Below are 12,439 nucleotides of genomic sequence, written 5' to 3' on the forward strand. Positions count from 1 at the left end.
GCGGGAGAAGTCAGTCAGCGGACGCCTTCGCGGCGCAGCGCTTCGGGGCTGAAATCGGCGGGCGTCAGTTTCGCGGAAAAATTATACATCGGGCGTTCGTTATCGAGGCCGAGGGCGAGGTAACGGCGGGCGGCGAGATCGGTGTGCACTTCGAGCGTGCTCCAAAAAGAGAGCGCGTCGTAATAGTTGATGCAGTGCGCTTCGGACACGCGCCACATCTCGCCACGGGAGTTGTATTGGTCGACGACGAGAACCTGCCAGCTATCCTCATCGATGTAGAACGTGCGGTGGGGATAGAGGTGCGAGACACCGGGTTTGACCTTCGCGTCGACGACCCAGACGCGGTGAAGTTCGTAGCGTGCGAGCTCCTGGTTGATGTGGAGGGGATGCAGGATGTCGGCATTCTTGAGCTGGCCGCTGTGGAGGCGGTAGGCGTTGTAGGGCACGATCATCTCACGCTTGCCGACGAGCGTCCAATCGTAGCGATCGGTGGCACCGTTGAACATATCGAATTGGTCGATGGTGCGCAGGCCGTCGGCGGCGGTGCCCGGGTTATCGTAAGCGATGTTGGGAGCGCGGCGGACGCGGCGCTGGCCGGTGTTGTAGATCCAGGCGCGACGGGGTTCTTTGACCTGATCCATCGTCTCGTGGGCGAGGAGGATCGTGCCGGCAAGGCGGGCGGGGGCGGCGACGGTTTGCTTGAAATAAATGAGGGTGTTGGCGAGGCCGGCCGCGGTGGCGTCGGGGCGACAGTAGTTGAATAAAAACTCGTCGTCGAAATCGACGAGCGTGTAGGCGCCGCCGGGCGTAGGGGCAGCCTGGCTGATGTGGCGGATGACGGCGACGCCGCGATAACGCGTGAGATGATTCCAGATGACTTCGAGACCGTTGCGGGGAATCGGAAAGGGAATGCCGACGATGGCGCCGGTGAAGGCGTTGCCATTTTCGGTGAGGTTGGCGGTGGTGGCGTTGCGGCGGACGGCGTCGTAAATGCGGGGCGGATTGGAGGCGCTGCGATGAGTCGGGTAGACGATGAGTTTGTAATCAGGATAGGCGCGGAGCAACGCGAGGTGGCCGGCAGTGAGGCGGTCTTGATAGGAGGCGCAGTTGGCGGCGGTGATTGTATAGAGCGGGATGTCGCCGGCGTAGGGATCGGGATGATGATCGCCGACTTGGTAACCGGCGGGAGGCGTAGTGATGCCTCCGGTCCAGGCGGGGATGGAGCCATCCGCATTCCCGGCGCGTTCGGCGCCGAGGGGCGTGAGATCGGCGTCGAGGCGGGCGGCTTCGGTCGCGCTGACGGCGGCGAACGCGGCGGCTGAGGACCAAACGAAGCAGGCGGCGGCAAGATGAAGGGGTGAACTCATGGCGGACGGGGGGCGGCGGGGGGCTAGAAAGAATATTTTACGGTGGTGGCGACGTAGTCGCGGTCGCCGAGGAGGTTGGAGGCGCCGGCACCGAAAAAGTTGACGTAGCGAACTTCGAAGGCCCACGCGTTTTGCCGGAGGAGCTCGACGGCGAGATTGAGGCTCCTGCGGTGAGCGACAAAATTGGCGAGCGGGAGAGGGCTGTTGCCGGAGACATCGTGCACGAAGGCGATGGTGGGGCTGATGTTGAGGCCGGCGAAGACGTTGTTGTAGTCGAGGCGCGCGGCGAGTTGGTAGCCCCACGAAAAGGCGTTGGCGAAGCGATCGGCGGGGGTGGCGGGGATGGCACCGAAACCGGTGGCGGTCATCGCGGCGGCGCTGCCGCTGGTGTAGGTGCCGGGCGCCTCGTAGCGCAGGACGGAGGGATCGGGCAGATCGGCCCACAGGCCGCCGATCTCGCCGACGAGCGTGGCTTGTTGCGAGCCGAAGATCGGACCGAAGGCTTGAGTGAGGGTCGTCTGCGCGGTCCAGACGTCGTGGCGCCGGTAGCCGGAGAGTTCTTTATTATACTGAGCGGAATAATTGCCGACCTGGCTGTGGGCGCCGAAGACGGGATTGACCGCCGAGAGCGCGGCGAAGAAGAGCTCCACGTCGTCGATTTGGAGCGGCACGCCGTGTTTGTAGGAGACCTCGCCCTGCCAGGAAATGCCGGTGTCGCCAATGGCGCTGTTAAAACTGGCGCCGAGCATGACGATGCCTTCGGGATATTCGAGGAAGTAGCGGGCGGTGCCGGTGGCGGTGAGGAGGCCGATTTTGCCAGCGCTGGTCGCGATGGTCTGGGCGGACGGGTAGAAAGGTTGCAACGCGGCGGGCAGTGCGCTGGCGGGCGCGTTGGCGAAGGCGGCTCCGAGGAGGCTGGCGAGGGCGGCGGGCACGTCGGCGGCGGGATAACCGTGCGCGATCAAGGCCGGGGCGAGCTGGGCATTGGCGAGGGAGGCCGCGGTGGAGTGAACGAGCGCGGTATCGATCGGACCGGTGGGCGTGCGCGCGCTGAGCACGGGCGAGCGGCTATGATAACGGGCGAAATAGAGTCCGAATTCGGAGTCGTTAAGGATGGACGAAAAGTAGCGGAGCGACGCGCCAAACTGGTTGTAATTGCCGGCGTCGCGATCATGGCCGCGGGGAAGCGCGCCGAGCGTGCCGCTATCGGGGAGGGTGCCGAATCCGACATACGCTTTGTCGCCGCCGCGGCTGGCGACGTCGGTCGTCGAAAAGTAGGTGCCGGCGGGCTCGAGTTCGTTGCGGCGAAATTCGAGCAGCCAATACGGTTCGATGGTGAGGCGCGGGGTCAGCGCGACGGACGCCTTGAGCAGGTTGACGGGGAGAAACGCTTCCTTGAGACCGGCGCCGGGGACGCGCAGTTTCGAGAGGTCGACGGGATTGACGATATTGATGCCGTTGGGAATGAACGTGCTTTCGCCGAGGCTGAGCACTTGGCGACCGAAGCGCAGATCGACGGGCACGGTATCGCCGAGATCGAACTTGGCCACGGCGTAAAGATCGAGCAGGTCGGCGCCGCGGACGACGCGCTGCCTGGCTTGCTCGCTGAGAGGCGTGCGCCGGGTGTGGGCGGTGCGCGCATCAATGAAATAGTAGCCGCGGGCAAAGGCGCCGACGTTGCGCCATTTCAGTTCGAGTTCGTGGTCGCCCTTGAAAAGTTCCGACACGATGCCGGGGGCGTAGTTGAGATCGCCATCGTCGCCGTTGACGGAGTAGCCGGTGCCGGCGACGCCGCGAAATGAGTCGGCGGGGCCGTAGAGAGCAGGGTCGGGCGGCTGCAGCCGGTAGAGTGCGCCGACGGAGAACGAGCTATCGAAGCTGCCGGCGAATTCGCCGCGGGCAAATTTCGCTGCGTGCGCGACAGGCGGAGAAACGATAAGCGCGAGAACAAGGGGAGCGATGGCGAAGCGCACACGGGCGAAGCTGGCGCAGGGAGACCGCGAATCGTTCATCAAGAAAGGGAGGGAGTCAGTCCCGCGGGCGGGAGGCAAAGAAAAGCGGCGAAACGGGGGAGGGCGCGATGTTGCGCGAGGGCTTTTGCCAGCGGCAAGGCGGAACCGGACGTTGATGAACCTTGGGCGGCGGGCGCTCGGAGAGGCGGCGCAGAAGGCAGGGGCGGGCGGGAGGGGAAGGAGAGAACGAACGAGAACAAAACCGGATTAGCTCTTTGACGAGAGAGGGTTTTGCATAAGCTGCGGGCTTTATCGATGCAGGCGGCCACGCACATTCACGTCAAAGGGGCGCGGGAACATAACTTGAAGGATCTCGAGTTGCGGATTCCGCGCGGGAAACTCGTGGTAATCACCGGGCCGAGCGGCTCGGGCAAGTCGTCGCTGGCCTTCGATACGATTTACGCGGAGGGCTATCGGAAATACATGGAGTCGCTGAGCACGCAGGCGCGGCAGGTGCTCGAGCAACTGAAGCGGCCGGACGTGGATTTCGTGCACGGCCTTTCGCCGGTGCTCGCGATCGAACAGCGGACGGGCGGACATTCCCCGCGGAGCACGATCGCGACGGCGACGGAGATCGCGGACTACGCGCGACTCTTGTGGGCGTTGTGCGGCGAACAACGGTGTCCGAAAGACGGCGGCCGTGTGGTGCAGCGTTCGCTCGACGACAATGTGGAGCGCGTGCTCGCCGAGTGCGCGGGCGAGCGGGTGATGCTGCTGGCGCCGGCGATGACGGTGAAGCCGAGCGTGCTGCGCGACGAACTGCCGCGGCTGCGGCAGCGGGGTTTCCAACGTGTGCGGCTCAATGGCGAGGTGAAGAATCTGGACGAGGCGGAACTGGTGCCGTCGGGCGTGAAACTGGTCGAGGTCGATCTCGTGGTGGATCGCCTTGTGGCGAGCGCGGAGCAGCGCAGCCGGCTGGCGGATTCGCTGGAGCTGGCGTTTCGCGAAGGGAAGGACCGCGCGATCGTGCTCGCGCAAAAATCGGCGGATGCACCGTGGCGCGAGCTGGGGTTGAGCCAGTCGCTCGCGTGCGAGATCTGCGGCGACATTTTCGAAAAACTCACACCGCGGCATTTTTCGTTCAACCACAGCGAAGGCGCGTGCCCGACGTGCGGCGGATTGGGGCGGACGTTGCGCTTCGTGCCGGAGCTGGTCGTGCCGGACCCGACGAAATCGGTGCGCGAAGGCGCGATCAAGGCGTGGCGGATCGGCGGAAAAAATCTCATCATCAAACACAACGCGTTGTTGAAACAACTGGCGGAGCAACTGCCGTTCGATCCGGAGGTGCCGTGGAAGGATTTGCCGGAGGAGACACGCAAACAGCTTTTGTTCGGCGCGGGAGAACGGCAATTCGCGTTCAAGCTGCGACGCATGCGCGAGGCGAAGGCGATGAGTTTCCCCGGGGTGATGGCGGATTTACTGGAGAGTTTTCGCGAGACCGACAGCGAGGGGTTTCGGGCGCGGCTGGTCACGTATATGATCGGCGGGCGTTGTCCGGAGTGTCACGGCTCCCGGCTGAATGCGCGGAGCGGCGCGGTTTTGATGAAAGCAGGGCAAGGGCCGACGGCGGAAGCGGGTGCAACAGCCGAACTAGACGTTGAAGAAGAGAACCCAATTTCGACGAACGGAAAGGGGACGGTGGCGGTGGGAGGCGCGACCGGGAGGACGGTGCCAGCGCGGAGGAAGGGGCGGGCGCAAGCGCGGGGTGAGGGCACCCCGCCGACAGTTTCGGGGACGGCGGGACGCGACGACGTGCGGGGGGAGGGCAGCCCGGCTAGAGGTTTGGGAACGGCGGGGGGGGAGGCGGCGTGGCGGGAGGGACTGACGTTTCCGCAGTTCATGGCGTTGGATGTTGAGAATGCGCATGCGCTCGCGCGGCGGTTGGAAGCGGCGTTCGCAGGCAATGACGCGGTGCGCGATGTGGTGCAGGGGATCGAGCAGCGGCTGCATTTCCTTTTGGAGACGGGACTCGGCTATCTCACCTTGGAACGCGACTACGCGACGCTGTCGGGCGGCGAGGGGCAGCGCGTGCGACTCGCGACGCAGCTCGGGATGGGACTCATCGGCGTGATTTATGTGCTGGATGAGCCGAGCATCGGTCTGCATCCGCACGACAACGAGCGTCTGCTCGCGCAACTCACGACGTTGCGCGACCGCGGCAACACGGTGCTCGTGGTCGAACACGATGAAGACACGATGCGGCTGGCCGATGAGATCATCGAACTGGGGCCGGAGGCGGGGATCGAAGGCGGGCGGTTGTTGTTTCAAGGGACGCCGGCGGACCTTGCGAAAACGCCGGCGCGGGAATCGCGGACGGGGCCGTTTCTGGCGCATGCGTTATCGGTGGTGAAGGAAGCCGAGACGAAGGTGTCGAGTGGCGCGTGGTTGTCGGTGCGCGAGGCGCGGGAGAACAACCTGCGCGGCATCGACGCGAAGTTTCCGGTGGGATTGCTGACGTGCGTGACCGGCGTGAGCGGGTCGGGCAAGAGCACGCTGGTGAACGATATTCTGGCGACGGCGGCGGCGAAGAAACTGAACGGCGCGAAGGCGCTGCCGGGACTGCATCGCAGCATCGAGAACCTGGATTTCTTCGAGAAGCTGGTGCGGGTCGATCAGGAGCCGATCGGGCGCAGTCCGCGTTCGAATCCGGCGAGTTATGTGGATCTGTTGCCGCTGCTGCGGGACCTTTATGCGCAGATGCCGCTGGCGAAAGTGCGCGGCTACAAGGCGAGCCGTTTTTCGTTTAACGTGCGGGGCGGAAGGTGCGAGCGCTGCCAGGGCGATGGCGTCATCAAGCTCGACATGCAATTCATGGCGGACGCCTATGCGCCGTGCCCGAGTTGCGGCGGGAAGCGGTTCAACCGCGAGACGCTCGAAGTGTTGTTTCACGGCAAGTCGATCGCGGACGTGCTGGAGCTGACGGTGCGCGAGGCGATCACGCTTTTCCGCAACATTCCGCGCGTGGTCGACAAGCTGCAGACGCTCGACGCGGTGGGCCTCGGTTACCTGACGCTGGGCCAGTCGGCGACGACGTTGTCGGGCGGCGAAGCGCAGCGGATAAAGTTGTCGTTGGAGCTGAGCAAACGGCAGCAAGGGGAAACGCTGTATATACTCGATGAGCCGACGACGGGGCTGCACTGGGTGGACATCCAGAAGTTGATGGATCTGCTCTTCAAACTGCGCGACGCGGGCAACACGGTGATCGTGATCGAGCACAACCTCGACGTGATCAATTTGGCGGACTGGATCATCGATCTCGGGCCCGGCGGCGGCACGGCGGGCGGCGAATTGGTTTACGCGGGGCCGCGGGAGGGGATCGAAGCCGCGGAGCGTTCGCTGACGGGCCGGGCGCTGGCGCAGTGGCAGGAGCGCCGCAGGCGTAAGTGACCCGCGCTCACACTCTGGATTTGCGTCGCGATTTGCAGGAGACCCCGAGCAGAAATCCGAGCAACACGCCAAGACCTCCGCAGATCGCGATCAGGAGCGCCTGCGAAAGCTGCCCGGACCAGCCGAAAAACGTGACCGTCAACACGGTGGTGTTTTGCAGGCCGAAAATGCCGAGCACGAGAAGAAGCAGGAGGGAGAGGATGACGCGCCAGTTCATGGCTGGACGTTATCTCCGACATTTGGCTGCGGCAACCTCACTGTGGTCCGAGTTTCCGAGGTAACGGTGGACGGACCTGCCAAGAGGAAAGTTTAGACGACGCGGTTGCCGTAGCGAAGCCCGGGGAGGTGTGGTAGTTTCGGCGCATGACCACAGCGCAATTTCCGGATGAGCAGGGGACGGGCGGCGAGTTTGTGCGGCAGGGAGACGCGTTCCGAGCCTGGGTGTCGAACGACGGTGCGACGGAATTTCCGGCGGTGGCCGGGCGGTATCATTTATATGTCTCGCTCGCGTGTCCCTGGGCGCACCGCACGTTGATCGTGCGAAAAATCCTTGGGCTCGCGGAGGCGGTGAGCGTGGGCGTGGTCGATCCGGTGCGGGATGAGCGCGGTTGGGCGTTTCGCGAAGGTCCGGGACATGGCGCGGATGCGGTGAATGGATTCAAATTTTTGAGCGAGGCATATTTCGCGTCGGAGCCGGACTATCGCGGTCGCTACACGGTGCCGGTGCTATGGGACAAGGAAACGCGGCGCATTGTGAACAACTCCGAGGATGACATCTGCCGGATGTTCAATGACGCGTTTCGCGGGCTGGCGCGTACGCCGGGGGAGCTGTTTCCAGCGAAACTCGAGGCCGAGCACGGGGAGCTGGCGAAGTTCATATACGAGAATGTGAACAATGGCGTTTATCGGGCGGGTTTTGCGACGACTCAGGGCGCGTATGAAAAGGCGGCGCGCGATGTGTTTGCGGCGCTGGATAAACTGGAGACACGGCTGGCGACGCGGCGGTATTTGCTGGGGCGGCGGATCGTGGAGGCGGACTGGCGGCTGTTCTGCACGCTGGTGCGGTTCGATGCGGTGTATCACGGGCATTTCAAGTGCAACGTCCGGCGGATCGTCGATTATCCGAATCTCTACGGCTACCTGCGGGATTTGTATCAACAGTCGGGCGTGCGCGAGACGGTGAATTTCGATCACATCAAACGCCACTACTACATGACGCACGAAGAGATCAACCCGACGCGCATCGTGCCGATTGGGCCGGAGCTGGACCTTGATTCGGCGCACGGGCGGGAGTTGGTGGCAAACGTCGCGTAACACCGTTGCTCCCCGGTGCGGGGAAAGCGTTCGGGGGACTCTGAGTCGATCCACTACGTCGGAACAGCGAGGCGGCGCGGGCTACTGTGGCGAGCATGACAGCGGAAGAATTACGCGCGCTCGACGGGCAATCGGTGTTGGTGAAGCCGAGTCGGCCGGGAGACAAAAATAGTGTGGGCATGCGGGGAAGTTTGAAGGTCGTGACGTCGATGGGAGCTGATCCGCGGGAGGCGCAGGTGGAGTTGGTCGTGCAATGGCCGGATATGTTTACGCAGCGGGCAGAGGCGCGAAGCGTGATTTTGACCAACGACGAGGTGGCGCAGTTGCTGCGCGAGGCGCGCGATGGAACGTGCACCTTGGTCTGTGATCGCGTGCTGGATTCACCGGGCGCGGCGCTGAAGACGTCGGCGGACGAGCCGAAAACGGCGGGCTAGTTGGCCCGAGCGCGGGCGGCGCGGCGGACGGGAGATTTGGTGATCGCGTTCGCTGCCGTGGTGGTGAATCGCCAACGGGCATCAGCGCGTATGGGACGCGGCACTTCCGCGATGGTCGCGGGATCAGGTGGCGTGCCGGGAGCGGGTCCGAGGTGGAGTTTGTGGGCGAGGGTCATCGCATCGAACGGCGCACGGACTTTGACGTCGTTATCGAAATAAACGAAGACATCGGCGGGCGCGGCTGCGCGCGGGCGGGCACCGGCGAGGCGCGCGTGCGCGGGCGTGCGACTGTGCGTCCACGCTTTGATCTTTGCGGCCCAACGGGTCAGGGCGGCATCGGTGTAGCCGCTCGCGTAGAGCTCTTCGTCGCCGTGCAAACGCACGTAAACGAAATCGCTCGTGACGTCTTCCAAGAAGGGCCATTTGCCGGCGGTGTCGGCGACGACGAGTGCGATGTGGTGTGCGCGGAGCAGCGCAACAAATTCCGGGTGAGCGAACGAGGGGTGACGGACCTCGAGTGCGTGGCGAAGGGGGCGGGAAGCGTCGGTGCGCAACCAGGCGCGGTGGCGAAGGTGGTGGTCGTGATGGCGGGCGAGGGCGGCAGCGGCGTCGGTGCTGCGGGGCAGAAGATCGAAAAACGCAGCGAGTCGAGCGGGATCGAAAGGGAGGTTGGGCGGGAGTTGCCAGAGAAGCGGACCGAATTTTTCACCGAGTCGCAGCACGCCGGAGGCGAAGAAGTTTGCGAGCGGGACGCGGATGTTGCGGAGGCGTTTCAGGTGGGTGATGTAGCGGGGGCCTTTGACGGCAAAAACGAAGTCGTCGGGCGTGGCGTCGCGCCAGGCTGCGTAGCTCGCGGGGGTCTGCAGGGAATAGAAGGAGCCGTTGATCTCGATGGTGCGAACTGCGCGCGCCGCGTAGGCGAGTTCGTCGCGTTGGGGAAGTCCGCGCGGATAAAAGGTGCCGCCGCGCCAGGGAGGGTAGCGCCAGCCTGAGATGCCAATGCGTATGTCTGGCATGGCGGGCGCAGACTGCGGAAATGCGGAAGGCGTTCCGCGAGGGAAAAGAGGAAAACGCGGAGTGAAGGTCGCGGAGCGTGAGCGGAGGTGCGACACGACCGCGGCGAACCGACCGGGTGTCGGCCGGTCAGTGCGCGAGGTGAAGTTACCGTCCTTCCCCAACCGGGTGCTTTTTCTGCTGACGCGCACATTGCGGGCCTATTGGGAAGACAAGATTCCGCAGATGGGAGCGGCACTGGCGTATTATACGACGGTCGCAGTGGCGCCGATGCTGGTGATCGCGATCGCGGTCGCCGGCGTGGTGTTTCACGAAGGGACGGCGCGGCAGCGCGTGATCAGCGAAATCCAGTCGCTCGCGGGCAGCCCGGCGGCGGAGGCGGTGCGCACCGTGGAGCGGCCGACGCAGACGACGAGTAACAAAGTGGCGACGGCGCTCGGAGGCGCGACGCTGCTGGTCGGGGCGATCGGCGTGTTTTTGCATTTGCAGGATGCGTTGAACACGATCTGGCGGGTGAAACCGCCGGCGAAGGCGCCGTGGCCAAAGATGTTGAAAGTGCGGCTATTTTCGTTCGCAACTGTGGTGGGCACGGGATTTTTGCTGCTCGTGTCGCTCGTCGCGAGCGCGGTGCTGAGTTGGATGGCGAGTTATGCGTGGCATCGAATCCACGCACCGGACGGGCTGTTTCGATTCGTCGAGCTGACGCTGTCGTTCGCCCTCATCACGTGTTTGTTTGCGATGGTGTTCAAACTGCTGCCGGACCGGAAAATCGCATGGCGGCATGTGTGGACGGGAGCGGTGTTGACGGCGTTCTTGTTCGATTTGGGCAAGACCGTGCTGTCGTATTATCTCGCGCACAGTCGGCTGACGTCGTCCTACGGCGTCGCGGGTTCGATCATCGCGCTGCTGGTGTGGTGCTATTACGCGGCGCAAATCGTGTTTATTGGCGCGGAGTTCACCCATGTGCATGCGGTGACCCATGGCGGGCGCTATCGGGACGGGGCGGAATTGCAGCCGGATGCGCCCGTGCATGAGGGGGAATTGTAAGCGGGCGGAACGCGCCGGGATGGGAGATTTTCGGGAGTAAATATCAGACGGGTGACGAGCGCCCGGCATGAAACCCGGGCGCACGGAGGCGGACCAAGGGGGTAGCTTTCTTACCCATGAAACCAACCTTTTGCTTTTCCCTTCTCCTCGTGGCCGCGCTGAGTGGTTGCAGTTCCAACCCGGGACCGAACACGACGCGCGGCGCCGCGATCGGCGCAACCGCGGGCGCCATCATCGGCGGTGTCATTGGCCATCAATCGGGCGAAACGGGGGCGGGGGTGGCGATCGGCGCGGCGGCGGGCGGCGTGGCCGGCGGCGCGTATGGCAACCGGCAAGACGAGCGGCAGGCGTCGGGCGAGCGTTCCTACTCGGCGGCGGATTACCAAGCGCTGCTGACGCCCGATGAGGTGGCGATTTTGCAGGAACGCGCGCGAGCTTCGGGGCGGGTGAATTATGAGCTCACCGATTTTCTGACCGAGCAGGAGAAGGCGAATTTGCGGGCGCGGGCGGAGCGCAATCGAACGATCGGCAACTGAGTCGAGGACGATCGGGGCGCGGACGGCGCGGCAGGCTTCGCGGCAGCGGAACGGGTCAGACGGGGACGGGGACGAGGCGCGAGTCAGTCAGGCAGCAGGCGGCGGTGAGGCGCCTGGCTTCCGTGGCGGTCAGGCGGCGGCTCTCATTACCGCGGTCGAGATAAACATGCCCGCGGTCACCGGAGTGCAGCACGTCGATGGTGACGGCACCGTTGAAGCGGTAACCGTCGTCGAACTGAAAATCGGAAAGCGTGACCGTGCGGTCCTGTAGAACGGTCAGAGGTGAGATGGGATAGAGTCGCATGGTGGTCGCGACCACTAAAGCACACGCGCCGGCCGTAATCCTAGCGGAGCATGCCGGATGGCGTGGCCGTGAATCCGCCGGAGGGGACTGGGGCAATTGCCCCGGGCCCGGCAATGGACTCACTGGCCCGACGGTCCGGTCAAGGCTGGGGCTTGGCGCGCGACTCGCGCCACGCGCGCAGCGCTTCGAACAGCACAGGGACGATGGAGAGCACGATGATCGCGAGGATGACGAGTTTGAAGTTCTGCTGGACGAATTCGCGGGAGCCGAAGAAGAAGCCGGCGTAGGTGAACAGGCAGATCCAGAGGAGGCCGCCGATAATGTTGTAGGAGATAAAACGCGTGTAAGTCATGCGGCCGACGCCGGCGACGAAGGGGACAAACGTGCGGACGATGGGCACGAAGCGCGCGAGGATGATCGCCCGGCCGCCATAGCGCTCGAAAAACGCGTGGGCCCGGGCCAAATGTTTTTTGCGCAGAAGGAACGAGTCTTCGCGGCTGAAAACGCGCGGACCGATGAGGGAGCCGATCCAGTAATTAACGGTGTCACCCAAAATTGCCGCGAGCGAAAGGAGGGCAGCGAGGAGGTGGACATTGAGGCCGGTCTCGGGTTTGGCGCAAAACGCCCCGGCGGCGAAGAGGAGGGAGTCGCCGGGGAGCAGCGGCAGAATCACCAGCCCGGTCTCGGCAAAAATGATGGCGAAAAGGAGACCATAGGTCCACAGGCCGTAACTGGCGATGATCTCGGCCAAGTGCCGGTCAATGTGGAGGATGAAATCGACGAGCTTATGAACGAGATCGAGCATGGTGGGCGAAAAAAAGGCAGGCAGCGGAAAACTGCCTGCCGAGAAAAGGAGACGCGTTGATTTAGACGTCGGGCTTGGTCTTGCGCAGGCTCGTCACCCGGTCGCCGGCCTTCCATTGGCCGCGTTTCTTGAGGAGGTCGACCCGCTCGTAGCGCTTGAGGACGTTGCGTTTAACGACGATGCCGCCGGACGTTTGGAGGCTTTTGTGCTGTGACATGA

General features: G+C 64.0%; 12 protein-coding genes and 1 pseudogene. 6 read left to right on the forward strand and 7 right to left on the reverse strand.

Annotated features, from left to right (window positions below; genetic code table 11):
- Positions 1-14 precede the first annotated feature (14 nt).
- Both K0B96_RS05835 and K0B96_RS05840 read right to left on the reverse strand, forming a co-directional pair.
- A complete protein-coding gene (locus K0B96_RS05835) occupies positions 15-1,367 on the reverse strand; it encodes a DUF1329 domain-containing protein (protein ID WP_220164881.1) in 1,353 nt (450 codons plus the stop codon).
- A gap of 23 nt (positions 1,368-1,390) precedes the next feature.
- Positions 1,391-3,379, reverse strand: coding sequence for a DUF1302 domain-containing protein (locus K0B96_RS05840; RefSeq protein WP_220164883.1), 1,989 nt, complete (start codon positions 3,377-3,379; stop codon positions 1,391-1,393).
- 255 nt (positions 3,380-3,634) lie between these two features.
- Between K0B96_RS05840 and K0B96_RS17345 the strand changes: the two genes are divergently transcribed.
- Positions 3,635-6,766, forward strand: a complete 3,132-nt coding sequence (locus tag K0B96_RS17345; protein WP_255558864.1) for an excinuclease ABC subunit UvrA — start codon at positions 3,635-3,637, stop codon at positions 6,764-6,766.
- A gap of 7 nt (positions 6,767-6,773) precedes the next feature.
- Here the strand turns inward: K0B96_RS17345 and K0B96_RS05855 are convergent, their stop codons facing one another.
- On the reverse strand, positions 6,774-6,983 hold the full coding sequence (locus K0B96_RS05855) for a lipopolysaccharide assembly protein LapA domain-containing protein (RefSeq protein ID WP_220164885.1): 210 nt from the start codon (positions 6,981-6,983) through the stop codon (positions 6,774-6,776).
- Positions 6,984-7,129: 146 nt separating this feature from the next.
- Here K0B96_RS05855 and K0B96_RS17680 point away from each other — a divergent pair.
- From K0B96_RS17680 to K0B96_RS05865, 3 genes and pseudogenes are all read left to right on the forward strand, one after another.
- A pseudogene (locus K0B96_RS17680) lies at positions 7,130-7,501 on the forward strand (glutathione S-transferase family protein); the annotation flags it as partial.
- Between the two features lie 222 nt (positions 7,502-7,723).
- The gene (locus K0B96_RS17685) at positions 7,724-8,080 is read left to right on the forward strand and encodes a glutathione S-transferase C-terminal domain-containing protein (protein WP_425602968.1); all 357 of its coding nucleotides are present in this window, start codon (positions 7,724-7,726) and stop codon (positions 8,078-8,080) included.
- A gap of 95 nt (positions 8,081-8,175) precedes the next feature.
- Positions 8,176-8,514 carry a hypothetical protein gene (locus tag K0B96_RS05865; RefSeq protein WP_220164889.1) on the forward strand — a complete coding sequence of 113 codons (339 nt, stop codon included), beginning with the start codon at positions 8,176-8,178 and terminating at the stop codon, positions 8,512-8,514.
- Here the strand turns inward: K0B96_RS05865 and K0B96_RS05870 are convergent.
- Positions 8,511-9,530: a DUF72 domain-containing protein gene (locus K0B96_RS05870; RefSeq protein WP_220164891.1), complete on the reverse strand. Its 1,020-nt coding sequence runs from the start codon at positions 9,528-9,530 to the stop codon at positions 8,511-8,513. The genes K0B96_RS05865 and K0B96_RS05870 overlap by 4 nt on opposite strands.
- A gap of 139 nt (positions 9,531-9,669) precedes the next feature.
- On the opposite strand from K0B96_RS05870, the gene K0B96_RS05875 reads away from it, so the two are divergent.
- Positions 9,670-10,575: a YihY/virulence factor BrkB family protein gene (locus tag K0B96_RS05875; RefSeq protein WP_220164893.1), complete on the forward strand. Its 906-nt coding sequence runs from the start codon at positions 9,670-9,672 to the stop codon at positions 10,573-10,575.
- Positions 10,576-10,691: 116 nt separating this feature from the next.
- Positions 10,692-11,111, forward strand: a complete 420-nt coding sequence (locus tag K0B96_RS05880; RefSeq protein WP_220164895.1) for a glycine zipper domain-containing protein — start codon at positions 10,692-10,694, stop codon at positions 11,109-11,111.
- A 55-nt stretch (positions 11,112-11,166) separates the two neighbouring features.
- Here the strand turns inward: K0B96_RS05880 and K0B96_RS05885 are convergent, their stop codons facing one another.
- From K0B96_RS05885 to K0B96_RS05895, 3 genes are all read right to left on the reverse strand, one after another.
- A complete protein-coding gene (locus K0B96_RS05885) occupies positions 11,167-11,415 on the reverse strand; it encodes a hypothetical protein (protein ID WP_220164897.1) in 249 nt (82 codons plus the stop codon).
- A gap of 139 nt (positions 11,416-11,554) precedes the next feature.
- Positions 11,555-12,220: a DedA family protein gene (locus K0B96_RS05890; RefSeq protein WP_220164899.1), complete on the reverse strand. Its 666-nt coding sequence runs from the start codon at positions 12,218-12,220 to the stop codon at positions 11,555-11,557.
- Positions 12,221-12,281: 61 nt separating this feature from the next.
- The gene (locus K0B96_RS05895; protein WP_220164901.1) at positions 12,282-12,437 is read right to left on the reverse strand and encodes a small basic protein; all 156 of its coding nucleotides are present in this window, start codon (positions 12,435-12,437) and stop codon (positions 12,282-12,284) included.
- Between the last annotated feature and the right edge of the window lie 2 nt (positions 12,438-12,439).

The sequence above is a fragment of the Horticoccus luteus genome (assembly GCF_019464535.1).
GTDB lineage: Bacteria > Verrucomicrobiota > Verrucomicrobiia > Opitutales > Opitutaceae > Horticoccus > Horticoccus luteus.

Bases quoted from the DNA above. Each gene is read 5' to 3' on its own strand.
- K0B96_RS05835 (WP_220164881.1), bottom strand. From the start codon at position 1,367: ATGAGTTCACCCCTTCATCTTGCCGCCGCCTGCTTCGTTTGGTCCTCA.
- K0B96_RS05840 (WP_220164883.1), bottom strand. From the start codon at position 3,379: ATGAACGATTCGCGGTCTCCCTGCGCCAGCTTCGCCCGTGTGCGCTTC.
- K0B96_RS17345 (WP_255558864.1), top strand. From the start codon at position 3,635: ATGCAGGCGGCCACGCACATTCACGTCAAAGGGGCGCGGGAACATAAC.
- K0B96_RS05855 (WP_220164885.1), bottom strand. From the start codon at position 6,983: ATGAACTGGCGCGTCATCCTCTCCCTCCTGCTTCTTCTCGTGCTCGGC.
- K0B96_RS05865 (WP_220164889.1), top strand. From the start codon at position 8,176: ATGACAGCGGAAGAATTACGCGCGCTCGACGGGCAATCGGTGTTGGTG.
- K0B96_RS05870 (WP_220164891.1), bottom strand. From the start codon at position 9,530: ATGCCAGACATACGCATTGGCATCTCAGGCTGGCGCTACCCTCCCTGG.
- K0B96_RS05880 (WP_220164895.1), top strand. From the start codon at position 10,692: ATGAAACCAACCTTTTGCTTTTCCCTTCTCCTCGTGGCCGCGCTGAGT.
- K0B96_RS05885 (WP_220164897.1), bottom strand. From the start codon at position 11,415: ATGCGACTCTATCCCATCTCACCTCTGACCGTTCTACAGGACCGCACG.
- K0B96_RS05890 (WP_220164899.1), bottom strand. From the start codon at position 12,220: ATGCTCGATCTCGTTCATAAGCTCGTCGATTTCATCCTCCACATTGAC.
- K0B96_RS05895 (WP_220164901.1), bottom strand. From the start codon at position 12,437: ATGTCACAGCACAAAAGCCTCCAAACGTCCGGCGGCATCGTCGTTAAA.